Annotated in this window: 24 protein-coding genes, 1 tRNA gene and 1 pseudogene; 8 read left to right on the forward strand and 18 right to left on the reverse strand. The window is 36.6% G+C overall.

From position 1 onward, the window contains the following. The first annotated feature begins 252 nt into the window (after window positions 1-252). From AB3I72_RS08565 to AB3I72_RS08585, 5 genes are all read left to right on the forward strand, one after another. Window positions 253-594, forward strand: a complete 342-nt coding sequence (locus AB3I72_RS08565) for a helix-turn-helix domain-containing protein (RefSeq protein ID WP_368023835.1) — start codon at window positions 253-255, stop codon at window positions 592-594. Window positions 595-608: 14 nt separating this feature from the next. Beyond that, a complete protein-coding gene (locus AB3I72_RS08570; RefSeq protein ID WP_010716880.1) occupies window positions 609-1,247 on the forward strand; it encodes an ImmA/IrrE family metallo-endopeptidase in 639 nt (212 codons plus the stop codon). A 21-nt stretch (window positions 1,248-1,268) separates the two neighbouring features. Then, entirely contained in the window at window positions 1,269-2,003 is a 735-nt protein-coding gene (locus AB3I72_RS08575) for a DUF4950 domain-containing protein (protein WP_368023836.1), read from the forward strand. Between the two features lie 13 nt (window positions 2,004-2,016). Continuing rightward, a complete protein-coding gene (locus AB3I72_RS08580) occupies window positions 2,017-2,631 on the forward strand; it encodes an SHOCT domain-containing protein (protein ID WP_252709833.1) in 615 nt (204 codons plus the stop codon). A 112-nt stretch (window positions 2,632-2,743) separates the two neighbouring features. Next, complete coding sequence (locus AB3I72_RS08585) at window positions 2,744-3,880, forward strand: site-specific integrase (RefSeq protein WP_252709834.1); 1,137 nt, start codon at window positions 2,744-2,746, stop codon at window positions 3,878-3,880. 70 nt (window positions 3,881-3,950) lie between these two features. Here AB3I72_RS08585 and AB3I72_RS08590 read toward each other — a convergent pair. From AB3I72_RS08590 to sfsA, 15 genes are all read right to left on the reverse strand, one after another. After that, a tRNA-Arg gene (locus AB3I72_RS08590) sits at window positions 3,951-4,024 on the reverse strand. A gap of 320 nt (window positions 4,025-4,344) precedes the next feature. Further along, the gene (gene eis / locus AB3I72_RS08595) at window positions 4,345-5,538 is read right to left on the reverse strand and encodes an enhanced intracellular survival protein Eis (protein WP_368023837.1); all 1,194 of its coding nucleotides are present in this window, start codon (window positions 5,536-5,538) and stop codon (window positions 4,345-4,347) included. A 57-nt stretch (window positions 5,539-5,595) separates the two neighbouring features. Beyond that, a complete protein-coding gene (locus tag AB3I72_RS08600) occupies window positions 5,596-6,990 on the reverse strand; it encodes a glycoside hydrolase family 1 protein (protein WP_368023838.1) in 1,395 nt (464 codons plus the stop codon). 83 nt (window positions 6,991-7,073) lie between these two features. Then, a complete protein-coding gene (locus AB3I72_RS08605; RefSeq protein WP_002355920.1) occupies window positions 7,074-8,351 on the reverse strand; it encodes a PTS sugar transporter subunit IIC in 1,278 nt (425 codons plus the stop codon). 65 nt (window positions 8,352-8,416) lie between these two features. Then, a complete protein-coding gene (locus AB3I72_RS08610; RefSeq protein WP_002355919.1) occupies window positions 8,417-8,737 on the reverse strand; it encodes a PTS lactose/cellobiose transporter subunit IIA in 321 nt (106 codons plus the stop codon). Between the two features lie 22 nt (window positions 8,738-8,759). Beyond that, window positions 8,760-9,086: a PTS sugar transporter subunit IIB gene (locus AB3I72_RS08615; RefSeq protein ID WP_002355918.1), complete on the reverse strand. Its 327-nt coding sequence runs from the start codon at window positions 9,084-9,086 to the stop codon at window positions 8,760-8,762. A 275-nt stretch (window positions 9,087-9,361) separates the two neighbouring features. Beyond that, window positions 9,362-9,772 carry a DUF3284 domain-containing protein gene (locus AB3I72_RS08620; protein WP_174120936.1) on the reverse strand — a complete coding sequence of 137 codons (411 nt, stop codon included), beginning with the start codon at window positions 9,770-9,772 and terminating at the stop codon, window positions 9,362-9,364. After that, on the reverse strand, window positions 9,772-9,972 hold the full coding sequence (locus AB3I72_RS08625; protein ID WP_002355916.1) for a DUF3188 domain-containing protein: 201 nt from the start codon (window positions 9,970-9,972) through the stop codon (window positions 9,772-9,774). The genes AB3I72_RS08620 and AB3I72_RS08625 overlap by 1 nt, the downstream gene beginning before the upstream one ends. Before the next feature lie 13 nt (window positions 9,973-9,985). Beyond that, window positions 9,986-10,204 carry a hypothetical protein gene (locus tag AB3I72_RS08630; protein WP_002378139.1) on the reverse strand — a complete coding sequence of 73 codons (219 nt, stop codon included), beginning with the start codon at window positions 10,202-10,204 and terminating at the stop codon, window positions 9,986-9,988. 43 nt (window positions 10,205-10,247) lie between these two features. After that, window positions 10,248-11,711: a PTS sugar transporter subunit IIC gene (locus AB3I72_RS08635; protein WP_010712192.1), complete on the reverse strand. Its 1,464-nt coding sequence runs from the start codon at window positions 11,709-11,711 to the stop codon at window positions 10,248-10,250. A gap of 142 nt (window positions 11,712-11,853) precedes the next feature. Continuing rightward, window positions 11,854-12,171, reverse strand: coding sequence for a PTS sugar transporter subunit IIB (locus AB3I72_RS08640; RefSeq protein ID WP_002355913.1), 318 nt, complete (start codon window positions 12,169-12,171; stop codon window positions 11,854-11,856). A 228-nt stretch (window positions 12,172-12,399) separates the two neighbouring features. Then, window positions 12,400-15,105 carry a sigma 54-interacting transcriptional regulator gene (locus AB3I72_RS08645; RefSeq protein WP_002355912.1) on the reverse strand — a complete coding sequence of 902 codons (2,706 nt, stop codon included), beginning with the start codon at window positions 15,103-15,105 and terminating at the stop codon, window positions 12,400-12,402. Window positions 15,106-15,149: 44 nt separating this feature from the next. Continuing rightward, window positions 15,150-16,451 carry a DEAD/DEAH box helicase gene (locus tag AB3I72_RS08650; protein WP_061100737.1) on the reverse strand — a complete coding sequence of 434 codons (1,302 nt, stop codon included), beginning with the start codon at window positions 16,449-16,451 and terminating at the stop codon, window positions 15,150-15,152. A 26-nt stretch (window positions 16,452-16,477) separates the two neighbouring features. Next, complete coding sequence (locus tag AB3I72_RS08655; protein ID WP_002383416.1) at window positions 16,478-17,476, reverse strand: Gfo/Idh/MocA family protein; 999 nt, start codon at window positions 17,474-17,476, stop codon at window positions 16,478-16,480. Between the two features lie 105 nt (window positions 17,477-17,581). Continuing rightward, the gene (gene sfsA / locus AB3I72_RS08660; protein ID WP_002383415.1) at window positions 17,582-18,313 is read right to left on the reverse strand and encodes a DNA/RNA nuclease SfsA; all 732 of its coding nucleotides are present in this window, start codon (window positions 18,311-18,313) and stop codon (window positions 17,582-17,584) included. Window positions 18,314-18,511: 198 nt separating this feature from the next. On the opposite strand from sfsA, the gene AB3I72_RS08665 reads away from it, so the two are divergent. The 3 genes from AB3I72_RS08665 (at window position 18,512) to zwf (ending at window position 21,243) form a co-directional block, all read left to right on the forward strand. Beyond that, a complete protein-coding gene (locus tag AB3I72_RS08665) occupies window positions 18,512-18,880 on the forward strand; it encodes a DUF4828 domain-containing protein (protein WP_002355908.1) in 369 nt (122 codons plus the stop codon). Window positions 18,881-19,051: 171 nt separating this feature from the next. Continuing rightward, complete coding sequence (locus tag AB3I72_RS08670; RefSeq protein ID WP_368023839.1) at window positions 19,052-19,720, forward strand: metal-dependent transcriptional regulator; 669 nt, start codon at window positions 19,052-19,054, stop codon at window positions 19,718-19,720. Then, on the forward strand, window positions 19,720-21,243 hold the full coding sequence (zwf, locus tag AB3I72_RS08675; protein ID WP_002355906.1) for a glucose-6-phosphate dehydrogenase: 1,524 nt from the start codon (window positions 19,720-19,722) through the stop codon (window positions 21,241-21,243). Before AB3I72_RS08670 ends, zwf begins: the two co-directional genes overlap by 1 nt. A 51-nt stretch (window positions 21,244-21,294) precedes the next feature. Here the strand turns inward: zwf and ileS are convergent, their stop codons facing one another. The 3 genes and pseudogenes from ileS to AB3I72_RS08690 all read right to left on the reverse strand — a co-directional run bounded on the left by ileS (window position 21,295) and on the right by AB3I72_RS08690 (window position 26,021). Continuing rightward, window positions 21,295-24,075: an isoleucine--tRNA ligase gene (ileS, locus tag AB3I72_RS08680; protein ID WP_010713806.1), complete on the reverse strand. Its 2,781-nt coding sequence runs from the start codon at window positions 24,073-24,075 to the stop codon at window positions 21,295-21,297. Between the two features lie 388 nt (window positions 24,076-24,463). Continuing rightward, a pseudogene (gene divIVA / locus AB3I72_RS08685) lies at window positions 24,464-25,087 on the reverse strand (cell division protein DivIVA); the annotation flags it as partial. A 151-nt stretch (window positions 25,088-25,238) separates the two neighbouring features. Beyond that, complete coding sequence (locus tag AB3I72_RS08690; RefSeq protein WP_002355903.1) at window positions 25,239-26,021, reverse strand: RNA-binding protein; 783 nt, start codon at window positions 26,019-26,021, stop codon at window positions 25,239-25,241. Between the last annotated feature and the right edge of the window lie 18 nt (window positions 26,022-26,039).

Raw genomic sequence — 26,039 nt, forward strand, 5'->3', positions numbered from 1 at the left:
AAAATACGTTGACACTTTCTAACACATATTGTAAAATATACCCATAGCTAAATAAGACTTTAAAAGCCTTGTAAATCAATACTTTTACCGTTCCCCAACGATTTTTAAGTTTTGTTTATAGGTTTTATTTGAGAACTTATTAGCTAATAAATTAGCTTACGTGATTATATTACTAACAAATATTGTAAATGTCAAACGATTTTACTAACTTTTTTTGTAAATAACACGTAACTAGAAGGAGAATGCTTTGATATGAACCTTTTGGAACGTATAAAAAAACTGGCAAAAGATAGAAATTTATCTATTTATCAGCTTGAAGAAGAAATAAATATTGGACGAAATACTATTTATCAATGGAATAAGCGAACACCGTCTTCGGATAAACTTGAAGCTGTAGCCAATTATTTCAATGTTTCTGTAGATTATTTATTAGGTCGTACTGAAAATCCAAACCCTGATAATATAGAAGAAGATGAAATCGCAACATTCTTCCGCGTAAATACCGAAGATTTGACAGAATCAGAAAAAAATCAACTTAGAGAAGAGCTGAAAGAGTATTTAGAATTTATGAAGTCAAGACTTAAAAACAAATGATTGGATGAAAGCTTATGAATTTAGACTACGATACTTATTTTGAATATCATGACCAGGCATATATTATCATAGAAAAGGTAGCAAATTATTACGGAATAGAACTAAAAGAATTACGATGGAAACACTACAGAGATTACATGATTGACGTAGAAAATGTTGATATTATTCCTTATAAATTTGGAGAAGTTTCAAGAAAAATATTTTCTGGTAATATAATCAGATTACATGATCAGTGTGGAATATCCTATAATTCAACAATGGTTAAAGGAAGACAAAATTTTTCAATACTTCATGAATCTGCACATTATTTTTTTGATATGAATAAGGATTGTAAGTCTCAAAGTTTTTCAGACTTGTTGTCAGGAAAAGGATATAGTGATGAAGATGCACCAAAAGAATTGCGAGCTAATATTTTTGCATCACTTGCTTTGATTAATAACGAAGCTCTAAAAGAATGTTTTAGAAAGCGAATGTCTTTTTATCAAATTTGTGATGAGTTTGAAATGAGTGCAGCTGCACTTTATGTTAGATTATACGATTTCTTAACAAAATTTATTTTGTTAAATCAAAGTTTAGCTAGAACAGCAATAAATCAATTTAGATATAATTATGATCCATCAAAATTAATAAACTATGTAAAAATGAGCTTGTGAAAACGAAAGGAAAGATTGCAAATGAAAAAGATGATTTTGTTAGGTTTGTCTTTAATAATGTTGGCCGGGTGTTCTTCCGAAACGAAAAAAGAAGTAAAAACAAAAGAATCATCCACAACTGTTACATCTACTACAATCGTTTCATCTAGTAAAACTAAAGAGAAAGAATCAAGTTCAACAGTTGAAACATCTAGCGTTTCCACTTCATTTGTTGAGGATGAAACGCAAACACAAGTGAGCTTAGGTGATTTTGTCGGGGGTTGGGGTATTCCTCAAAGCGATAATCTATTTTTTATAAATGCTGACGGAACACTGACTAGCACTAATCAACCAAATGTTCCGCTCCAAAATTTGAGTTTTTCTGTTGATGCGAATGGTAATCAAACAATGTCATATATTTTGAATAACACTGCAAGAACATTAGTGAAAAATGCAGATGGCACTTTAACTGCTGGCGGACAGATCTATAGTTATCTTGGCAATATTACGATGGAACAATTAATAGAAAGAAATAATCAAGGTCAACAACCCTCCGTCCCTACACAAGATCAGGATGAGCAACCGGTTGTAGCTAACGGCCAAGAGTCACAAATTCAATCTGAAAATAATCAAGAACAAGAAGTTTATGATCAGTTGCGAGATGGGGAAACGGGAAAACAATTTGCAGAACGTCATGGTTTATCGGTAGAACAGCTAGAGGAACTAAACAACGGAAATACCACATATTATCCTAATATGTACCTGCGAGTGAAATAAGGGGGAATATAGTATGTTTTTATTTGGAAATAAAGAAGAAAAAAAGGTAAAGAAAGCCGAAGAAAAGCAAATAAAAGAATATTTTAAAAATAATCATGATATTGTAATAGGCGGCATTTATTTTAATGATTCAGACAGAAAAATATTTATCCCAAAAAGTATTTCTGAATCAAGAAAACAACAAGTTATCAACTATGATGATTTGATTAATTACACAGACATTTTTGTCGGTGGTAATATAAAAAAACATCACGGGATAACTCGTGCAGTAGTTGGCGGCGTTTTAGCTGGCCCTATTGGGGCTTTAGTTGGTGCTGGAACAGGTGGAAAAGAATTTACTTCCATTAAGCAATTAGGAGTTATGTTACATCTTCCTAATAATCAGACAGTAAAATATATGTTAATTACAACTGAAACAAAAACTGATTCTATGATTGGTAAAAGTTTAATGGATAGATACAACGAATTAATTGCAAAACTGGATCAAATACTAAAAACTATTTCAAACAATAAAGATAACACTGTATTATCTTCTGCAGACGAGATAAGAAAATTTAAAGCCTTATTAGATGATGGCATTATTACAGAACAAGAATTTGAAATAAAAAAACGTGAATTATTGCAATAAAAAAAGCGCCATCTCTCCCTGTCCAAAGTTTGAGATGACACAACTATAAAAACAAACCTAAAATAGGCCTATTTGCTATGCCTATTTTACCAGAAAACAGGAGGAATAGGCAATGGCTAGATTTATAAAGCGGGGAAATTCTTGGCAATACGAAATATCTTATAAAAAACAAGATGGCACGCATAGCAAATTAAGAAAAAGCGGGTTTAAAACTAAACGAGAAGCCAAAGAAGCAGCTGATGAAATTGAATATAATTTAAAAAAGGGGCTTCAAGGTGATAAACAAAATATCTTATTGTCTGAATACTTTAAAGATTGGATGAATCTATATAAAAAAGATGTCGTTTCTGAAATAACATACAGAAAATACAAAGATACACTCAACAATATAGAAAGATATATGCCAAATATAATTCTTTCACAACTTACCCGCCCATTGTACCAACGATATTTAAATAAGTTTGCCGAAGAGCATATGAAGTCAACAGTCATCAAATTTAACAACCATATCAGAGCATCGCTTAAAGATGCAGTTGAGGAAGGACTTATTCTATTTGATCCAACTAGAAAAGCTGTAATTAAAGGTAAAGAATCAGATAAAATCAAAAATGATAAATTTTTAGATTACGGGGATTTTAAGCGGTTAATGGAATTAACTGAAAAAGGAATTGACCCACACTACGCATCGCCAATTATGGTTGTGGTAGCTGGTGCTACAGGTATGCGTTTTGCAGAGTTACTAGGAACAACTTGGAACGATATAAATTTCGAGGATGAAATAATCGATATTCATAAAACGTGGAATTACAAAATGAATTGCTGGGGAAAAACTAAAAACGAAAGTTCTGTACGTAAAATAAAAATTGATTTTCATACTGCTCAATTACTAAAAGAATACAAGAAAGCTCAAAAAGAATTGTTTGATAAACTAGAGGTACAAAACCCTGAACAATTTATCTTTTACAATTCTCAAAACGGGCTTATTTCTAATAACGCAGTAACTAAATACTTGAGAAAAAAACTATCTGAAATAGGTGTAACAAAAAAATTCACCTTACACGGTTTACGTCATACGCATGCTTCAGTTCTATTGTATCAAGGTTGTGATACTATATATGTATCTAAAAGGCTAGGGCATTCAAGTTTAGATACAACGATAACTACTTACTTACACATTATAAAAGAGCTAGATAACAAGAATGATGAAATGATTGATTCTGTATTCGATAAAATCTATAAAAGTAATTAACCATTTGGCACATTTTTGGCACAAATAAAACAAAACACCTATCAAATAAACATTTGGAAGGTGTTTTTTACGTTCCCGACTGGAATTGAACCAGCGACCTACCGCTTAGGAGGCGGTTGCTCTATCCTACTGAGCTACGAGAACAATCTGTTTTAATTTTAGAAGTCTTCACTACATCTGTCAATAGACAAAAAGAAAGTATCCCGCATAAACAATTATGCGAGATACTTTCTTTCAGTGAAACACGTCGTTCTTTTATCTATTATTTTTTTTGCCGCCGATCAAGAATCATTTTTCCTAAATAATAAAGTCCTGTCGCAATAGCTATATATTGCCCAATTTTATTATTGCGTGCAACTTTTTCTTGTTTCGTTTTCGCCATTGTCCCCATCACCTTTCTAAAATAATTCTTTTTACATTTTTATTATAGTAGGTTCTGTCATTTTTTGCGAATAAACACACTTTTAAAAATAATCTTCTAAAATTGGCATGCCTTTGACTAAACGTTGGCCTAAACGTTGAGCTGTCGTTGCGTCTCCTTGCAAGCGTTCATAAAAAGATAACGTCTCTGCTGAACGATAGCCCAAGAATAGTTGCGTCCACGTTTGGATATCTGCTTTCAAAGCAGCAGTCCCTTCTTTTTCCACAGCACCTTTAGTCACTGTCGCTTTTCCTTGTTCATCAATTGTCATTGTCCAAATACCTTCATTCCATGGCCCATAGGAATCTTCAATCTCTAAAGAATACGTTTCTTTTTCTCCTGATTGAAATGGATACTTTTCCAGAAATGTTTGTAACTCAACGATTCTTGCCATCATGTAAGGTAAAATTTTTACAGAAGCTGCTGGCGTTGGCATTAAATCATTTAAATCTTTTCCAGCAAAACCATTAATCCAATGGAACGATTGAACGGAACCACTATGTGAGCCAATAAACCCAGCTAAAGCTTTAAAAGCTGTATTAGTTAAATAGTTCCATTCTACAATTTCAAAGGTGCCAGCAGCTATCCGATAAATCACATAGCCTTCTGCTTTCCCTTCTGGCGAATAATAAATCGCTTGATTATTTGGTTTACTTGCACGATTCAGCGTATAATCCAGCCACCAAGTTTCACGGATCACACCACCAGAGTGCGCTCTTTGATTTTCAAGGTATACGTCTTTAATGACCTCTTTACCGTCAGCCCAAGAAACTCGTTTAATGGTACCCGGAACTCGTTTAACACGTGGCCAATCTTCCGTTTTAATTGTATACTCTGCTTGTTCAAATGTTTGTTCATAACCATATTGACGATAAAATGGATATGAAAACGGTGCTAAGTAAGAAAGGGCAACCTTTTGTTTCGCTAAATCAGCCAACATTTCTTTCATAATAGCAGAGATGCCGCCTTCACCACGATATTCTGGATAAGAAGCCACATAGCCAATTCCAGCCATGGGATAGCGGACACCATGGAAATTCACTTGAAAAGGTGTCGCCATCACTTGACTTGTTAATTGCTCATCAATTAGGAAGCCATAGCTTTGCGTATGTGACAACAATTTTTCAAAACGTTCTTGGCGTTCCGCCGTGGGTTCCTGATTAAAAGCATAGATGACAAGATCAAACATCTCTTTCATTTCTTCTTTGCCCATTTTTTTGACTCTTTTAGTTGTCATTTTCTTTCCTCCTCGCACATTGTATCAATTCATTTTATCACAGAAACAGTTCTCTTTCTAAAAGCCGTTATTTGCTGTCATTTCTTTGAACCAACGACCGCTTTTCTTAATGGTCCGTTTCGCATCATCATCTAAATCCACAGCGATGAAGCCGTAACGATTTTTATAGGCATTAAGCCAAGACCAGTTATCCATACACGTCCACATATGATATCCTTGAACATTACTACCTTCTTGAATCGCTTGATGCACCCATTTCAAGTGATCTTGCACGAATTCAATCCGATAATCATCTTCAATGACTCCTTGTTCATTGACAAAGCGTTCTTCTCCTTCTACGCCCATGCCATTTTCTGAAATGTAGCAGCGAATGTTGCCATAATTTTCTTTTAAATTCATTAATGTATCATAAATGCCTTTTTCGTAGATTTCCCAGCCACGGTAAGGATTCATTTTTTTGCCAGGCATATCGTAGACATCATAAAAATCTTCTGGAAGTAAGCCTTCTGGTCGTGTTTCAACAGGTGTTTCTTTTGCTTTGGCACGACGTGGTTGATAGTAGTTTACTCCTAATAAGTCCACAGTATTTTCAGCAATTATTGCTAAATCTTCTGACGTTGTTTCTGGCAACAAGTCATTTGCTTTCGCCCAGGCAACCATATCTTCTGGAAAATGACCTTTAACAGCCGGGTCTAAAAACGAACGGTTAAAGAAACCATCGACAAATTTAGCCGCATTTACATCGGCTTCATTGTGCTCATCACGAGGATAAGTCGGCGTTAAGTTTAAAATAATGCCAATTTCACCTGATAAGTTCATAGAATGATAAACGGCAATCGCTTTGGCACTAGCTAAAGCTTCATGATAGAGTACTTGAATCCCTTCTTTTAGATTCACTTTATCAGGATAATGCCAGCCATAGAGATAACCACCTTCAACTGGTACAATTGGTTCATTGTGCGTAAACCATTTTTTCACGCGATCGCCAAACAATTCAAAACAGGTTTTGGCAAAGTCGACATACAAATCAACCACTTCACGGCTTTCCCAACCGCCTTTTTCTTGAAGTACCATCGGCATATCAAAATGATACAAGTTCATAAAGGGCTCAATCCCGTGTTCTAATAAATCATCAATCACTTGATTATAAAAATCAACTGCTGTTTGATTGACTTTCCCTGTTGTAGGATCTGGAATTAAACGGCTCCATTGAATGGATGTTCGAAAAGAGTTATGTCCCGTTTCTTTCATTAACTGAATATCTTCTTGGTATTTTTTATAAAATTGTGAGGTCTTATCTGGACCGACTTGTTGAAAGAATTTTTCTGGCGCTTCTTGATACCAAAAATCCCAAATATTTTGACCTTTACCATCACCTTCAAAAACGCCTTCTGTTTGAGGACCGCTGGCTGCAGAACCCCACCAAAAATTTTCTGGAAATTGATATTTCATGTTATTTGCTCCTTTACGATTTAATCATTAAAAAAAGGATTGAACCCTCCGTAAGAGTCCGGACGATTCAATCCTTCGATTTTTTACTCAGCTGCTTCTGCGGCTGCTTCTTGTTTCAAGTATTGATCTGTTGCTACTTTTACGAAAGGCATGTAGATCAAAATAGAAATCAATAAGTTAACAGCTGCTAAAACTCCGCCGGCGATACTCTTCGTTGCTAAAAATCCGCCAATAATTGGTGGTGTTACCCAAGGTGGCATAAAGGTTGCAGCTGGTACTAAACCAGTTGCTGTCGCCACATACGCAACAGTTACAAGAACCATTGGGACTAAAATAAATGGGATAAACATGATTGGGTTTAAAACAATTGGTAAACCGAACATGACTGGTTCATTAATATTAAATAGTCCTGGTGCTAAACTTAAGTTTGTAATGACTTTGTATGGTTTGTTACGACGACCTACGATAAAGATAGCAATTAACAGACCTAATGTTGCCCCTGTTCCACCTAAGTTTACAAATGAATCAAAGAAAGGTTTGTTTACAATATAAGGAATTGCTTTACCTGCTTCTAAAGCTTTAATGTTCGCATCAATCGCTGGTACGTTGATTGTTTGCATTAATGGGTCAACCATGTTGGCACCATGTAAACCAAAGAACCACAAGAATGGTGTAATGAAAGCTAACAATAATGCTGATGGGTAGCTGTTTGCAAGTCCCATAAATGGTTGTTGAACTGCTTCGTAGAATGAAATAACGATATTGTCAATTCCTAAAGCAAATAGAATTGATGTGATTAAACTAAATAAACTGATTGTAATCATTGCTGGTAATAATGCCGCAAATGATTTTGCTACTGCTGGTGGTACACCATCAGGCATTTTGATAACTAATTTAGGATTGCCAGATAAACGTTGGAATAGTTCTCCTGAAATAAGTGCAATAATCAAAGCAATAAATAATCCAGTTGCGCCCATGCCTTCTAAGCCGCCAACTGCGAAGAATGAAGCTACAGAAACTGTACCGGCTGCAATGCCGTCTTTTCCATAAGATTTAACTAAATTGTGTGCTACTAAAAAGGCTACTAAAACGGCAAAGATTGCGAATGTACCGTTCCAAATGTTGCCACCAAAGCTTTTCCAAATTGGTGCATCGTTATACATCATTGGGAAAATTTTGTTTAAAAAGTCCTCATATCCTGGAATTGGAATATTATTAATTAATACCGCCAAAGCCCCTAAAATCATTAATGGCATCGTTACGACAAACGCGTCACGAATTGCTACCAAGTGCCGTTGCGCTGCGATTACTGACGCTTTCGGCATAAAGTGTTTCTCCATCCATTGAACAAATCCGTCCATTGTTATTCCTCCTAATTAACGCTTTCTCAAGCGCGTTTTTCTTATAAGACGCATTGACAACGAGATTACTCGTTATCAATACGGCGATAAAGATCGATAATTTCTTTTGCTAAATCTGTAAATGCAATCGCAGTCATTAAATGATCTTGACTGTGCACTGTTAACAATGTTACTTGCATGTTATTGCCTTTTGCTTCTTCTGTTAACATTCCTGTTTGCGAATGATGTGCATGTACAAGTGATTCTTCTGCATCTGCAATTTTTTTGTCTGCTAATTCAAAATCCCCCGATTTTGCTGCGGCAATCGCTTCCATTGCATCGCTTTTAGCATTTCCGCCATACATGATTAAACCCATGATTGCTTCTAAGTTCTGTTGTCCGTCCATTACCTCTACCCCATTTTCTGCTCTAGTTTGATGATCCCATTAATGAAATTGCTTGATCTAAAACTTTTTCGCCATTCATCATGCCATAGTCTGCCATGTTAATTACATCTAAAGGAATTCCTTTTGGTTGTAATTTTTGTTCAAATTGCCCTTTCATGAAACGAACTTGTGGGCCTAATAATAAAACATTTACCTCTTTATTTTCCAAGTTTGTATCAGCTTCAGAAGCCGATACTGCAAAGATATCTGCTTCCATGCCGCGATCTTCTGCTGCTTTTTGCATTTTTGTTACTAATAAACTTGTGCTCATTCCTGCGGAACAAACTAACATAATTGTTTTTTTTGCCATTTTCCTTCATCTCCTAAATTCTCTTTGTTTTGCTTTACACCTTTATATAAGCAAGAAGTGTGCCAAGTTTTAACACATCGAAAACCTTGATATGACAACGTTTCTTGACATAGAAAGCGTGTACACACTAAAAATAAAACGATTACACACAGCTTTTTTGTGTGCGTTTCCAAAATAATAGGGCAACAAAAAAAAGTGAGCGATAAGTCGAAACGACTCATCGCTCACTTTCTAAAGCTGAAGAGAATCAACTGGACAAAAGCCACTTTTTCCCTTTAAGCAGTTTCCATCATTTTAAGCATTTTATAAAACTGTTTCTTTTTAAAATAACTTAAAAAGATACCTAATACTGCATCATTCAGTTTTTGTAACGCCCCATAAGAAACCATTGTTTCTGTATAACACAGTTCACAGCTTTTTTCATCAATTGGCTGGAGCTCATACCGCACCGAGAAATCATTTTTAGTTGTGGATGTTCGAAATTGATAGGTCTTATTTTCTACAGCTTCTTCAATAACTATTTTCGCGCGACTATTTTTACTATATTCTTTGATGTATTCAAACTTACGCAACTGCTTTCTTGTAAGAGTTTTGCCTGTTTGCTTACGGATATCAAAAATAACAGAATTCATTAATTGCGTGTAAAATTCATCTGCTGAAATAGTTAATGTTTTCGTAATTTCCATTACCGTTTCACCTCATCCTTTGTCGCCTCTTCTTCAGCAACTTTTTTTCCTTTAAAAAACAGGTAACCACCAAGTCCAATGAAAAAAATCCCCGTTGTCAGACTTAATAAATCATAGTTTAAGGAGCTGGGATTCAACGAATACAAAACAATCAAGAAGCCAATACTACATAAAAATAATCCATTTCTAATCATTTTCATCCATCCTATCTTTTTAGACTACCGTTGCTTGGAAGTATAAAACGCTACCCCAAGGTTGTTCCTTAATCAGCTGTTTTGCAACTTGTGCAGCAGTTTCAGGGTCTCCTTCAACTTCAAAAAATAACTTAATACCATTCTTTTCTTTAAAAGTAAATGTTTCATTTTCCCCTTGATATGCCTCTAATAAAGTAATAATTTCCTCTTGCTTCATTGCACTTGCAATCGAAATCATGCCGCTTGCTCCTTTCTATACAAGTAATTGCTGTTTTTATTGCCTATTGCTCACTTTCGCCTAATGCAGGATCCATTTTGTTAGCAGCGATAACAAACGGTGTCCAAATCAAGAAAGTGACTACCATACATACCAACGCTACAATTGGTGCGCGCCAGTCGGCACCTGTCGCTAAGAAAGATAATAGCAACGGCGGTGTCACCCATGCGACTTGTTGAGAAACTGGGGCGACTAGCCCAAGATACGTTGCAACCCAGCCAATTGTAGTAGCAACTAATGGCGCAATTACAAATGGAATAAACATAATTGGATTCAGAACAACTGGTAAACCAAACATAATCGGTTCATTGATATTAAAGATTCCAGGTCCTAATGATAATTTACCGACTGTTAAATAATCTGCTCGTTTGGAGAATAACAAGATTGCAATAATTAGGACGATTGTACCGCCTGAACCACCAAACCAAGCAAAAGCATCAAACGAACCACGGACCCACATGTAGGCTTTACCGTCGTCAATAGCGGCTAAAACCGCAGCTGTTCCTGTTTTTCCTTCATAACCTTTTTGGAAAATATCAATATTGATTAATTGTGCTTGTCCCCAAATTCCTTCAAGAACTGGTGCCAAAACGTTTGGCCCATGAATACCAAAGAACCAGAAAATTTGAACAAAAACCGTTACGATTAACACAGCGCCTAGTCCTTGTGATAACCCAAGGAACGGTTCCGCGATATATTTTTGAATTAAGTCAATTAATAATTGACCGCCTGAAAGTTTTGACACCGTAAAGTTAATAATCGCTACGACATACAATGCGATTGTTGCTGGTAAAATTGCCGCAAACGCTTTTGAAACTGCTGGCGGAACAGAATCAGGCATTTTTATTGTTAAATCCGCTTGCATTAATTTACAAAAAATAATGGTTGATAAAGCGCCCATAATCATCACTGTAAAGAAAGCGTTACCATTTAGATGATTGAGATTTAACCAACCCCATGGATTGACAGTCAATTGATTATTAGCAATTGACGCACCAATTTCTGCCCCATTAATTGCGTTGGCAATATTTTCTGGCACTTTTACAGCTAATTCAGCTGTGTTATTTGGTGCAAAAGCAACACCTGAAATTAAGGTAGCTAAACTGACAATCCCACCAGCTAGCTCATTCACATTGTATGCTTTCGCTAAGTTATAGCCCCAAGAAAAAGCGAAAATCAAACCAGCGATAGCCAATGTACCATTCCAAACAAAACCATTAATCCCAATGATGACATTCAATACTGCAAAAATACCTTTGTCTGCTTCCAAACTTGCCGCATAAGTTGAGACAAACTCTTGGGGAAGATCTCGAATAATTGCGTTAATCATTACGGCGACTGATCCAGCCATTGTCGCAGGTAATGTACCAATAAAAGCATCCCTTAGTGCCACCAGATGTTTCTGTGCACCAATTTTTGCGGCAGTTGGTAAGATATATTTTTCCATCCATGCCATTAATCCGTTCATTTTTTATTCCTCCTGTATCCATTTATATTTATTAAAAAGGCAGTAGCCTCATTAAACGAATGAATCGAGCGTACAAAATAAAACCTTTGGTAACATGCACTATCCTTATTTGCTATTCACTTTTCTTAAACGTTTTAATTCCTTATCCCATTAATGAGATTGCTTGATCTAAAACTTTTTCGCCATTCATCATGCCATAATCTGCCATGTTAATTACATCTAAAGGAATCCCTTTTGGTTGTAATTTTTGTTCAAATTGCCCTTTCATGAAACGAACTTGTGGACCTAAAAGTAAAACATTCACCTCTTTATTTTCCAAGTTTGTATCTGCTTCAGAAGCCGATACTGCAAAGATGTCTGCTTCCATGCCACGATCTTCTGCTGCTTTTTGCATTTTTGTTACTAATAAACTTGTGCTCATTCCTGCGGAACAAACTAACATAATTGTTTTTTTTGCCATTTTTTCTTCATCTCCTTAAAAATTATGACGTTATACACTTTATTTATAGCAATAATTGTGCCAAGTTTTTTCCTCATTAAAATACTGATATAACGGCTTTTGTCATCGAAAAAAGCGTGCACACACTAAAAGAAAACGCTTACACACATGAAATTGTGTGTAACTTACAAAAAGAAAACATCAAGAAAAAAGAGAGCGTTTTCTCATTTCTTGATGTTTTTTTATTTATTATTGTTTACTTTTAATTTCATTTTCTAAAAACATTTGGGTAACATGCGCAACTTCTGCTTCCGGGATCGTCACACGATACGCCCGTTCAATTAACATAAAATTCGTGCGTACGACATCGATTTCTAAACGATGTGTTTTAACATATTCCGCTAAGTTTGGAAAAGTTCTTGCTTCTTCTCCTTTAATTAAAGCATCTACCAGAAAAGCCAAATGAATCATGATTCCGGCATCCACCCCTGGTTCAACAATAATATGCATGTCTGTTTGTATTTGATGAACTGTTTTTTGTAACATGAGAATTAATTTTTGTAAGGAGTCCACAGAAGTAATAACGCCACTTAGGGAATGAACAATTGTATCAATCGCCACTTCATCACTAGCAATCCGTTTCAGTACATTTAATTTTTCATCATCAAAAATATCATAGACGGAAAAGAAGGGAATATTTTGATATTCAACATCCACAGTTCCCGCAATGGCCTTAATTTCATATTCTTCCATCAAGTTGTCGATATGCTTTTTAAACGTTTCTCGTTCAATAAATTGCATTTGAATCAGTTCCACTTTTGTTTCATCAATAACTGGTAAGATTCGTTGGTATAGTTTTGCGGCAACCCCTTCTCCTGTAAAGCACGTCACGATTACTGCTTTTTTTACGTTTTGACGTTTTTGCAGACTAGAGCGAAATTGTTCTCTCACAACGCTTTCAAAAGAAAGTTGAATATTTTGGTAAATGTCCTCTAAACTTCGTCCCACGCTTGCCATTCGAATAGCTTCTAAGACAATCATTGTGCTCGTCATTGTAATCGCCTTTGTTCGGATACCTGTTTCTTCAAACAACATATTTCCAAACGAATTTAATGAACCCATATCCGTCAGTAATAAAATCCCATTATTTAACGATTCTTTTTGCGTAATTACTTGGTTTCGTAATTGTTCATACATTGTTTGAACTTCCATCGTTAACGGCATATTCATCGCTGTTCCGATTGACGTTCCTAAAAGTTCTTGGGCGGTTTTCAACATACTTGAGGCAGTAGAATCCCCATGCATTAAGACGAACACACCAACATTATTTTCTGGAGTTCTTTCTTCTTTACCGACATTAATAGATAAAAACATACTAATAAAGCCAATTTCATCGAAAGGAATCTCTATGTTGTTCTCTTCTTCAATAATAGAAGATAAATCTAAGGCTACTTGAAATTCTTTTTTCATGTTTTTACGGACATTATTTAAATCAGGATGGACAATCACGTGACCTTCTTTGACACGTTCAATCGTACTTTGTAAATGAAGCGCAAAGGCAAAGCGTGCTGTTTCATTGTACGTGTGTTCCAAACGCTCTTCTGCGATATCATAAAGACGATTCGTTAAGTCCCAAATAGCTTCTGGTAGTAACTCCTTATGTAAAGAATGTTGGGTTAATTCTTCGACATAATTTTTAAAATACGCATTCATATCTTTAGAAATCAATTCTTCTAAATCAACATTTTCTAAGTCAGCTTCGGACAAATCAGCGACTTTTTCTTCGATTTCATTGTAAACTTGCATGTCTCTAGCTGGATCTTGCGACCAAACAATTTTGTTGGTACCTGGTTGGAAAGATAAATAATTACTTTTACTGTCGACAAATTGATCCAAGCGCTCAGGTACTTCTTTAATTTTTAATAATCCTTTTTGGACAGGTAACGACAAATCCCGTTTACGGATAACCAAATGTTCTAAATTGTGCGTCCGATAATAAAGAAATGACTTAGCACAAACTAATTTTAAGTCCCGCTTCACCTGACCAATATTTCCTTCTGCATCGTATAACATGAACGCCAAAACTGCTTCGCGTTCGATATCAATTTGTTGGCCCAAACGTGTTGCCTCTTGCTGAATAAATAACGAAATGATGGCATAACGCTCATCTAGCGTCCGTGCATCTAAAGATGGCAATGTAATCGACATCGGAATCCGCCGATTAAAAGTGGTTAAAAAGTTTTCTGAGGATTCCGTTGTCGCACCAATAATTTGAACAGAGGCTTCATAGGTTTGACCACTTTCTCCTAATGGACGGTACACGCCTTTATCAATAAACGTAAAGAGCATTTCTTGACCTTCTGGCGGTAAACGATGAATTTCATCTAAAAAGAGAATCCCGCCATCTGCTTTTGCCATTAAGCCTGGACTATCTTCATTCGCACCAGTATAGGCGCCTTTTTTTACGCCAAAGATATGACCAAATAATAATTGTGGGTTTTGTGCATAATCAGCACAATTAAAAGAGACAAAAGGGGCATCTTCATCTAAGGTTTTTGAATCAATTGCAAAACGGTACATACATTCAGCAAAAAGAGATTTCCCTGTTCCTGTTTTCCCAAAAATAATCGTATGCAAACCTCTTGGTGGATATAAAATAGCCGCCTTGGCCTGCTGAATACTCACTTTTAAAGAATCATTGGCACCTACTAATGTGTCAAAACTAACAGAGGTGGACTCATCTACATGGACTTGTTCTCCTTCATTGATTGTTGGCACTGAATAGATAACAGGACGTCCAGTACTTCTAGTAATTTTCTTTTCTTTGAATAATTCATTTAAATAACGGCTGGCATTACTGCGATCAATCATTAACTGTTCTGCTACCGCTCCTGCCGTTAAGCCAGTTTCATTTTTTTGAAGTAACGCTAAGATTTCTTCCTTCCGAGATTTCATGGAATCCTCCTCGATACAACGTTCTGCTTGAAGCTCGTAAAGCGTTATTTCTTCGCTTTACGAGCTCCTTTGTTTTTCGTGTTTTTCTTTTTGTTTTTCTTCTTTTTGCGTGTTTCTTGCGGTTCTTTGACAACAGAATTTACTGTTTCTGGTTTTCTTTCTTTCGTACTCTTTTTTTCTGAATACGTATCTTTGACTACGTTCTTTTTTTCTAGTTCATCTTTGGCTTTTGGCTGCTCATGAAGTGCACCATCATATAAAAAGATTTCCTGATAAGGAATGGCCAATTGTTTCATCAAACGTTGATAATCCCTTTTGGTGCCATCGTTGATAAACGTAATCACTGCCCCTTGTGCACCCATCCGGCCAACGCGACCAGAACGATGGATATAGCTCTCTTCGGTTAAAGGAACATCTACGTTTACGACGTAAGGGACCCCAGTGAAATCTAAGCCCCGTGCCGCAATATCCGTGGTTAATAACAACTTCACTCGTTCTGCTTTAAATTGATCGATCGCCAATTTACGCAACTGTTTACTTTGATCTGAAGCCAGACCAATAGCCGGCACATTCTCATAAACTAATTTTTCTTCTGCTGCACCTAAATCAGCAACTTGATTGAAAAAGACCATGCTTCTGAATGCTTCTGTATGGGCCAAACGACGTAAGTAATCAGCTTTTTTTCTTGGTGCTAACCGAATAAAGTAGTGGGCGACTTGACCTGCTGAAGTATCTTCTTCCGTCACATCAATCACCTGTAATTTTTGACTTAAAGATTGCGCTTGATTCACGACACGATCAGCAGTCGCTGAACAAAAAACAAGTTGGTATTCGGTTGGTGTGTGTGTCAAAATTTGCTTGGTTAAACTTAGCTCTTCCTCTTGGAAAAGTTGATCAACTTCATCCATTACAATTGTTTTTAACAACTGAGCTTTGACTTTTTTGTTCTTCATTAACTCTAAAATCCGACCTGGCGTTCCAATTAACACTTCGGGACGTTTTTTTAACTTGTCAATCTGGCGTGAAACATTTGCCCCGCCGATTAACGTTTGAATCGTTAATTGAAGTGGCTTAGCCCAAGTCCGAGCAACTTCAGCAATTTGCATAGCTAATTCTTGAGACGGAGCAATAATCAACAATTGATTTCCCTGTCCTTTTTCAACAGTTAAGAGTAAAGGCAGCATATAAGCAAGTGTTTTTCCAGTTCCTGTCGGCGAAATTCCTAAAACATTTTCTCCTTCGCGAAGGGGCGTAAAACTTTTTTCTTGAATTGTTGATGGTTCGTTAAAGCCAGAAGCTTGCCACTGTTCTTGCCAAGCCTCTGGAAGTTGTTCTAAAAATCTCATATTGTTCCTTTCCTATCGCTTAATTCTTATTTATCAGCATCAAAAATAATGCCGGCACTATGACGTAAATCAGTGACTACTTTATTGACATTTCGAGCAAGCTCAACCCATTCTTCATACTTGGTGCCCCAATACTTATCTGTTGGGTTATTTAAAACTGCTGCAAAATCACGAGCTTCTTCAATCATTGGATTATCGGCTACTTGAATATCTAAGACATCACGTTCTTCATGTGCGCGATCATGGTACTCAGCCGAAGAAATAGCATTGACACTGTCTAAAATCAAGGTCCCGTTTTCAAAGTAAATTTCGGATGGCGCAAAAGAATCACTAATTTTCCCAGTATTTAACGTCACGTCAAACTGATCATAACGTAAAATAATTGTTCCTAAGCCATCGACACCTGTCGCAATTTTACTAGCAAAATAATGGCTTTCCTTTGGTACGCCAAACCAACCTAAGGCTGCATAAACTAAATAAACGCCTAAATCCGCTAAGGCTCCCCCAGAAAAATGAGGAGAAAAAATATTTGGCTCTTTGCCTTCTAATACTTGATCATAGCGAGAAGAATATTTCATATACGTAAAATTCGCACCTAAAATTTGGTTTTTTAATGGCAATAATTCAGCAATTTTTTGGAAACTTTGCTCATGAATATTACGGGCCGCTTCAAAGAAATACACACGATTTTTATTCGCTAATTCAATAATTTCTGCCATCTCATCAGGCGTTGAAAAAGCTGGTTTTTCAACAATTACATTTTTTTTCGCTAAAATTGCTTGTTTCGCTTGTTCAAAATGTAATGAATTTGGTGAGGCAATATAAACCGTATCCATATGTGCAATACCAAAAAACGTCTCTAAATCAATTGCATATTCCACATCACCATAGCGAGAACCAAATTCTTGTGCCGTTGCTAGTTTCCGAGAATAAACAGCCGTTAAATCATACGCACCCGTTTCTAAAGCTGCTGCAACAAATTGATGACTAATCCAATTGGTACCAATTACGCCTAAATGTATCATAATCAAAAACCTCCATTTTTTGTTTATTTACTCTCTTTATAATAGTAATCTCTCGTACAAAAGTCACGTAATTACCCTGACTTAAAGCGCTAGGAGTTCTTCAAGTTATTTATTAGGATCATCAAATGCCTGTAATAAATCAAAGGTTACCTGTGACTTAAGTTCAATCGTTGCTGGTGTTACGTGGCAATTGTAAGCAAGGACTTGCACACCTTGATCAATTGCAGCACCCACATTTTCAGCAAAGGCGGGTTGCATCTCTTGGTGAATCGTTGCTTGCTTAATTTCTTCAAATTGGACCACAAACAAAATGTAACAGCGGTAACCCGCTTTAGTTGCAGCCATTAGTTCAGTGACATGCTTCAAGCCACGAAGTGTTGGCGCGTCAGGAAAAGCACCGATGCCTTTATTTTCTAAAGTCATGCCTTTCACTTCGACAAAAGCTTGTTCGTCCGCATCCGTTTCCACTAGAAAATCAAATTTTGAATGTGCAAATAGTTGCTCACGTTTAACAGTTTGGATCGTACCAACTAAACCAGGAAGCACAATTTGACCATTTTTTAACGCTTCATTGACTAATGTATTCGGTACTTGGCTATCAATATTAATCCAAAAAGAACCTTTTTTTACTGCAATCAAATCGTAATCTGTTTTTCTTTTAGGCGATGGTTGATAACTAAGCGCCACAACAGCACCTGGTAAAAAAACTTCTTTCCCTCTGCCAGTATTTTTGACATGTGTGATTACTTCTTCATTCGTTTCCATTAAACGACAGTGTGCAATAAACCGATTGGGTCGTTCGATAAAATAAGCAAGTTGGACATTCGGGTACTTCATACACAGACTTCCTTTCTTACACACTATACCATAAAAAAACAAGGAAAAGTATAGACCAAAACCAACAATTTTACTATCTTGTGTCAATCATTAAATATTTGTCAATTCTCAGCGATTTAGTCGAATATTTTAGACAAGTTCTATATAATAAAGGTAACGAAGACGAATAAATGAAAATGAAGGTTAGGAGGAATTTCTTTGAAAAAACATTGGACTTTCTTGGTTGGTGCATCTTTACTTACTGGATTAGCAGGCTCTATCCTCTGGAAAAAAAATAAACAGCTCCCTTCCCCACAGGAGCTTCAACACAACTATACTGGGCATTGGTGGTTTGTGGACGTGAAGAAAGCCACGCAACACACCTTAGAAATCACCTCATCTTTCAATGTTTTCATTGATGGCAAACAAACGCATGCCTTGCTTGTTGAATTAACCCCTAAACGCTTAGTTATCTTAGACAAGTTAGGTTACCATTTAATCATTCAATGTGAAAATGGTGTCCCTGCGACGCTTTACGATGAAGCCGACGACGAAACCTACACACTAGAACGGGCCATTTACAATTAATAAATCACCCACGACACATAAAATGAAGTATGTGCGGTGGGTGATTTATTTTTTCACATCCCTTGCAAAAGCATTCAGAAAGTTTTCTTACAACTTGAATATTATTAAATAGTCAAATGCGCCTTTTTCTGATAAACTTAGGATGATGTTTTTTTGAAAGGATGAGCCCCTATGACACCAAATCGCGAAGACTATTTAAAATTAATTTTTGAATTAGGTGGCGACGAAGTTAAAGTGAATAATAAACAAATTGTTTCTGGACTCGATGTTTCGGCAGCTTCGGTTAGTGAGATGATTTCAAAGTTAGTAAAAGAAGATTTGGTTGAGCATTCTCCTTATCAAGGGGTACAATTAACTGAAAAAGGCTTAAAAAAAGCGAGTACGTTAATTCGCAAACACCGAATCTGGGAAGTCTTTTTAGTAGAGCACTTAAATTACACTTGGAATGATGTGCACGAAGAGGCAGAAGTTTTAGAACATGTTACTTCACAAACACTTGTGAACCGTTTAGCGGATTATTTAAATCATCCAGAATTTTGTCCACACGGTGGTGTTATTCCCGAAGATGATCAACCCATTCATGAGGAGAAACGCCAAACGTTAACAGACTACCCTGTTGGCACAAAAATTCGGATTGCACGTGTCTTAGACGAAAAAGAATTACTGGATTATTTAGTTTCCATTGATTTAAATATTCAAGAAGAATATACGATTAAAGAAATTGCTGCATATGAAGGACCGATCACCATTTATAATGAAAACAAAGAATTATCCGTCAGCTTTAAAGCAGCAAACACAATTTTTGTTGAGCCGTTGATTAGAGAAAGTGAGGAAAACTAATGAATGAAAAAGTAGCATTATTTACTATTTTCGGGGGGACAGGTGATCTTGCCAAACGTAAATTGTATCCTTCCCTGTTCCGCTTATATAAAAAAGGATTATTAGCTGAGCGTTTTGCGGTGATTGGTACCGCACGTCGGGAATGGACAGACGAATACTATCGGGAAATCGTTCGTGAAACCATTCAAGACTTAAATCCCACGGCCGAAGAGGCGACTGAATTTTCTAGTCATTTCTATTACCAATCACATAATGTGAATGATACGGAACATTATAATACCTTAAAAGAATTATCTGATCGCCTAAATGAACAATACCACTTAGAAGGCAATCACGTTTACTATTTAGCTATGGCCCCTCAATTCTTTGGAACCATTGTTAATCATTTGAAATCACAACATATTATTTCGGAAGAAGGCTTTGATCGACTAATTATCGAAAAGCCATTTGGTTCTGATTATGAATCTGCCTACGAATTAAATGAAGAAATTCGTGCTGCATTTCCTGAACAAGATATTTTCCGAATTGACCATTACTTAGGCAAAGAAATGATCCAAAATATTTCAGCCATTCGTTTTGCCAATAATATTTTTGAATCACAATGGAACAATCGTTACATTGATAATGTCCAAATCACCTTCGCTGAAAGCTTAGGTGTCGAGGATCGTGGCGGCTATTATGACCACAGTGGTGCACTAAAAGATATGGTTCAAAATCATATTTTACAAGTCGTTGCTTTGCTTTCTATGGAGCCTCCTGTTGCCTTTTCTGAAAAAGAAATTCGGACTGAAAAAGTAAAAGCTTTACGTGCCATCCGCCTTTATTCTGAAGAAGAAGCCCTTCAAAATTTCGTGCGTGGACAATACGGCGAAGGTCAGCTAGCTGATCAAACATTTGCAGCCTATCGTGATGAACCGAATGTGGCAGAAACTTCATCCACTGAAACTTTTGTTGCTGGTAAATTTTTAATTGATAATTTCCGTTGGTCTGGCGTCCCTTTCTATGTTCGCACAGGTAAACGATTAACTGAAAAAGGTACACGCATTAACATCGTCTTTAAACAAGTACCTATTAATGTCTTTAAAGATGATACGTGTGAAGAATGTGATAAAACCGATTTACCACCGAATGTTTTAACTATCTATATCCAACCAACTGAAGGATTTTCATTAACCTTAAATGGAAAAGAAATCGGTCAAGGGTTTAATACAACTCCAGTGAAACTTGATTTCCGTCAAAGTGCTGAAATGACTGAAAATAGTCCAGAAGCATATGAAAAACTTCTATTAGACTGCCTAAATGGCGATAGTACAAACTTCTCTCATTGGGACGAAGTTGCCCAATCTTGGCGCATTGTTGACATTATTCGACATGCTTGGGATAAAACAGACGTTTCTTTCCCTAATTATGCCGCTGGCACAATGGGCCCGCAAGCTGCCTTCGACTTATTAGAAAAAGATGGCTTTACTTGGGAATGGCAACCAGATAACTGGTACCGTGACCGCGGTCAACTTGATCAATAAATAAGCCAAAAAAGATCCGCTAGTTAACGACTAGCGGATCTTTTTTCTTGTTTATTCGAATCCTTCAGCAACCGCTTCTGGATAATTTTCTTCAACAATGTGTGCACAACGGCCACAAAGTGTTGGTAATTTTTCATCTGAGCCGACATCTTGACGAACGGAACGACAACGGTCACACGTTTCGCCTTCTGCTTTTTCAACTAAAATAGCCATGTCTTCAAATTGAACAGCTTCACTAGGTGCTACTTCTTTTGATACTTCAAAGTCGGAAACAATTAGTAATTGAGCAATATCTGCATCAACAGCTGTCATTAATTGACGAATTTGTTCATTTGGATAAACGGTCACTTTAGCTTCTAACGATTTACCGATTAATTTAGAATGACGAGCTTCTTCCAACGCTTTTAAGACATTGTCACGGAAATCCATAAAGGCTGCCCATGTATCCATCAATTCTTCTTCATTAGTAAACGTTTCGTAACCTGGGAATTCAGCTAATTGCACATACTCTTCTTCTTCTTGTAAGAAACTCCAAATTTCTTCCGCTGTATGTGGAATAATTGGTGTCAATAATTTTGTTAATGAAACCAATGTTTGATAGAAAACAGTCTGCATACAACGACGTTGATAATCGTTTTCAGCTTCAATATAAACGACATCTTTCGCAAAGTCTAAATAGAAAGAAGATAAATCTACCGTTAAGAAGTTCATAACTGTCCGATAAATATGCATAAAATTATATTTTTCATAACCATTTTCACGGATTTCTTGAATGACTTGATTTAAACGAACCGTCATGTATTTATCTACAGAACGTAAATCAGCATAAGCTACAGTATGCTCAGCTGGATTAAAATCACTCGTATTCGCTAACAAGAAACGCATAGTATTACGGATTTTCCGGTACACTTCAGATACTTGGTTTAAGATATCCATTGAGACACGCACATCAGCTTCCGCGTCAACACTACTTACCCACAAGCGTAAGATATCTGCCCCCATTTGGTTAATAACTTTTTCAGGTAAGATGGTATTGCCTAACGATTTACTCATCTTACGGCCTTCGCCATCGAGAACCATCCCTTGAGAAATGATTGATTTATAAGGCGCTACCCCATTGATAGCGACACTTGTTGTAATACTTGAGTTAAACCAACCACGATATTGGTCAGAACCTTCTAAATACATATCTGCTGGGAAAGTTAACTCTTCTCTTTCTCGTAAAACTCCTTCATGTGAAGAACCTGAGTCAAACCAAACGTCCATGATATCTGTTTCTTTGGTAAACTCGCCATTTGGTGAACCTGGATGTGTAAAGCCTGCTGGTAGTAACTCTTTTGCTTCACGCATAAACCAGATATTTGATCCATGTTCTGCAAATAAATTCGCTACATGTTCAATTGTTTCTGGCGTAATGATGGCTTCCCCATTTTCAGCATAGAAGATCGGTAATGGTACACCCCACGCTCTTTGGCGAGAGATTACCCAATCACCACGGTCACGAATCATATTATATAAACGTGTTTTTCCCCAAGGAATTAGCCAGTCAACTTTCTCAACTTCATCTAAAATATCTTGACGGAATTTAGAGATTGAAGCAAACCATTGTGGCGTTGCACGGTAGATAACTGGTTTTTTGGTACGCCAATCATGTGGATAACTATGCGTAAAGAAATCTAATTTTAATAACGCGCCTTTTTCTTCTAATAACTCAGTAATCATTGGATTCGCTTTATCATAGAAAATTCCTTCAAAACCAGGTGCTTCATCTGTAAAGACCCCACGGCTGTCAACAGGAGAAATAACAGGTAAATCATATTTACGGCTAACAATATAGTCATCTTCCCCATGTCCTGGTGCGGTATGAACTAAGCCAGTCCCGGCATCTAGCGTCACGTGGTCGCCTAGCATAACAAGTGATGTTCGATCATAGAATGGATGTTGAGCTGTCATACGATCTAATTTTTCACCAGAAAATTCTCGCAAGACTTCTACTTCTTCCCAACCAATCGCTTCTTTAACTGTTGCTAATAAATCTTTAGCAATTACAAATTTACGACCGTCTGCCTTCACTTCAACATACGTAAAATCAGGATTAACTGAAATACCTAAGTTGGCTGGTAATGTCCAAGGGGTTGTCGTCCAGATGACGAAGGCTGTCTCGTTATCTAAAAGACCTTTACCATCGACCACATTAAAAGCTACGTAAATAGAAGGTGATTTTACATCTTTGTATTCAATTTCTGCTTCTGCTAAAGAAGATTCACTTGAAGGAGACCAATAAATTGGTTTTAAGCCTTTATAAATATAGCCTTTTTCTGCCATCTTACCAAAAACACGAATTTCTGCTGCTTCATACTCTGGATCTAACGTAATGTATGGATGTTCCCAATCACCTGACACACCTAAACGTTTAAAATCGTTACGTTGTTTGTCGACTTGTGATAAGGCATACTCTTTACATTTTTCGCGATACTCAGCGACAGTCATTTCTTTACGTTTGACCCCTTTATTGGTTAACACTTGCTCAATTGGTAAACCATGAGTATCCCAACCAGGCACATAAGGAGAACGGAAACCAGACATTGATTTTGAACGAATAATAATATCTTTACTGATTTTATTCAAAGAATGTCCTAAATGAATATTTCCGTTTGCATACGGAGGGCCATCATGTAAAACAAAGGTTGGTTTTCCTTCGTTTAATTTTTGACGTTGTTCATATAAGCCTTTTTCTTCCCAGTCTTTTTGCCATTCTGCTTCACGGTTTGGCAAGTTCCCACGCATTGGAAAAGCTGTTTTTCCTAATTGCAATGTTTCTTTCATTTTCATATGCATTTGCCTCGCTTTCATTTTATCGATTTAATTGTGTTAGTTCATACTAAAGATGAACGATAGCTGATAAAAGTAGATAAAAAAAGAGTACTCCATCCCAAGGGACGAAGTACTCGTGTTACCACCCAAATTCAAAGTAGAGTTGCCCCTACTTTCTCTGAAATTGATAACGGTAATTATCCGGCAGTTCCTACTCAAGTGTTCAGAACTACATCTAGGATAGAGGATCTGTTTAATGCCAGTGTCTGTCAAACTTTCACTATCATTGACTCGCTGCTAAGAATAAACATTAAACGTTCTGTTCTATCTATTTTGATTCTTCTTCAATTGTTTCTTCAGTGACTTCAATTACAGGCTTTTTTTCTACTACAGCATCTGTGTTCTCTTCAGAGTTTACAACAGTTTCATTTTCGTTGTCAAGGTCTTGTTCATCAAGAATTTCCTTAACTGCTGTATGTTTGTCTCCGACATAACTAGAAAAAGGCTTTAAAATCTCTTCCCACTCTTCACTCTTTACTTGCTCTAATTGAGTTTCAAGCATTAAGCTTAAGCGTTGATGGAAGACACGTGTTTTCTTCTTCAAGTCTTCTGTTTCCCCAGCTAATTGACGGGCACGTTCAATTGCTTCTGCTAAGATTTGTGTTGATTTCGCTTCAGCATCTGCAATCATTGCATTTGATTTACGTTCAGCTTCTACCAAGGTTTCTTTGGCTTGGTTATCTGCCGAAGTGATAATCATTTCTGATTCTTTATTGGCACTTGATTTCACTTTATCAGCGGTATCTTGTGCAACAATAATTGATTGATTCAATGCATCTTTCAATTCATTGAAGTATTGTAATTTTTCTTCTGCGTGTTTTAATGATTTCTCAAGTTCACGATTTTTTTGTAATGCATCTTCATAATCACGTGTGACTTGATCTAAAAAGTCATCTACATCGTCTTGGTTATAGCCTCTCATTTTTGTTGAGAAGTCTTTGTTTTGAATATCTAATGGAGTTAATGCCATATTCCTTCACCTCTTTGGATTATTTTTGTAAAACCCCTTATGAACACATTCTCATACTAATCCTGAAATAGCAAATATCTTACTTTTTTTATTATACACAACTTCGTCTGAATGAACAGCCAAAATGGTTTTCTTAAACAAAAGTTCGAGATTATTTTCTCAATACCCCTAAGAGGACACGAAATTTTTCTTTCTTTGTTTTTCCTTCTAATTCTTGAATCTGAAGGCGCCCAAATCCTCGTATCGAAACAATATCTAATAAGTCTAAGGCAAAATCTGGTCGTGTCGTTTCTGTCCAATTGACTTTTACTTTACCAGATTCGATCAATTGTTTTGATCGCTGCCTTGAAATATTAAATACGGCGGAAATCACACTATCCAGCCGCAAAGAGCTCATAGTCGTTCGCTCTTCTTGCCAACCATCCTTCGGTATCAAAATTTGTGTATAATCCCGCTCTTCTAAGCGAACAGTAATTTTACCAATTTTGTCGACTTGGTTAACAACGAAGCCAGCTACTTCTTGTGCTATAAAAACCTGCCACTTATCACCATCGGAAATAATATCTCCAAAGGCTTCCCTACGAACCCCAACATTCATCAAGGTGCCTAAAATTTTCCCATGAGATAATGTCGCAAATTTAGATGGATAAATAATTTCAAATAATACAACACCAAAATCTGTCTCTTCTGGTATGTAATACGCTGGATAAATCAAGCAGCGTTTTCGTTCTGCTTGCTCATAACCACCATAAAAAGTAAACGATAAATCACTGTTTTGTCGAATCAACGTTTCCAAAATATACGCCTGTCTAGGATCAAGAAAGTCTGTCAAATAAGGCGCGTATTGCATCTCCACTTGCTCTAGCCAATCCCCGACAGTGTCAATAAAAGGATGTTCATCTTTGCGGAAATGTTGATACACATTTGCGTTCATAGATAAATCATCCTTTCT

The sequence above is a fragment of the Enterococcus sp. GC34 genome (genome assembly GCF_040886645.1).
GTDB lineage: Bacteria > Bacillota > Bacilli > Lactobacillales > Enterococcaceae > Enterococcus > Enterococcus faecalis.